The following is a 501-nucleotide window of genomic DNA, read 5'->3' as shown; positions in this document are numbered from 1 at the left end:
GAATATATTACGTATATCTGTAAGTGTCAACTAATATATGAATTTTATGGTAAATTAGATGTGAAGGAGTGATACCAATGAAACGTTTCTTCCAAAAACTATATGAACATATAGAGATTACATTACTGGTTTGCCTTTCTATCTCATTCATTACTGGAATATACATAATGATGAATAAAGTTGGTGGCCCAACAACAATGGATTATGTAGCGCAGGTTATTATAGGAGCTATTATTATTGGTGATATTATCTTTTTGATTAACGATAAACAGAAGGAAATAAGTTAATGTAGAGGAGGGGAAAAGCTGACTGTGAGTATGGGGAATATATTTTCGATTCTTTCTATATTAGCATTGATATATGTGTCATGGGAGCGTAGAAAAGAGATAAAAGAGACGTATAAAAAATTGACCATGACACAATTACTAAGCGTTATTATTTCTTATACCGTAGCAATTTTCGTTGCCGTTCTTCTCATATACTATGGTAGGAATTGGCTTG

At 31.9% G+C, this 501-nt stretch carries 2 protein-coding genes; both read left to right on the top strand.

Annotation, left to right across the window (positions count from 1 at the left end; translation table 11 throughout):
* The first annotated feature begins 77 nt into the window (after positions 1-77).
* Positions 78-287, top strand: a complete 210-nt coding sequence (locus V7183_RS23995) for a hypothetical protein (protein WP_335361079.1) — start codon at positions 78-80, stop codon at positions 285-287.
* A 24-nt stretch (positions 288-311) separates the two neighbouring features.
* Positions 312-501 (top strand): hypothetical protein (locus V7183_RS23990; protein ID WP_335361078.1); only part of this gene is annotated, 190 nt, incomplete at its 3' end.

Source organism: Bacillus sp. JJ1127, from assembly GCF_036965845.1.
In the GTDB taxonomy this organism is placed as follows: domain Bacteria; phylum Bacillota; class Bacilli; order Bacillales; family Bacillaceae_G; genus Bacillus_A.
The sequence above is the reverse complement of the archived record's forward strand: the minus strand, read 5'-3'. Positions and strand labels throughout refer to the sequence as shown.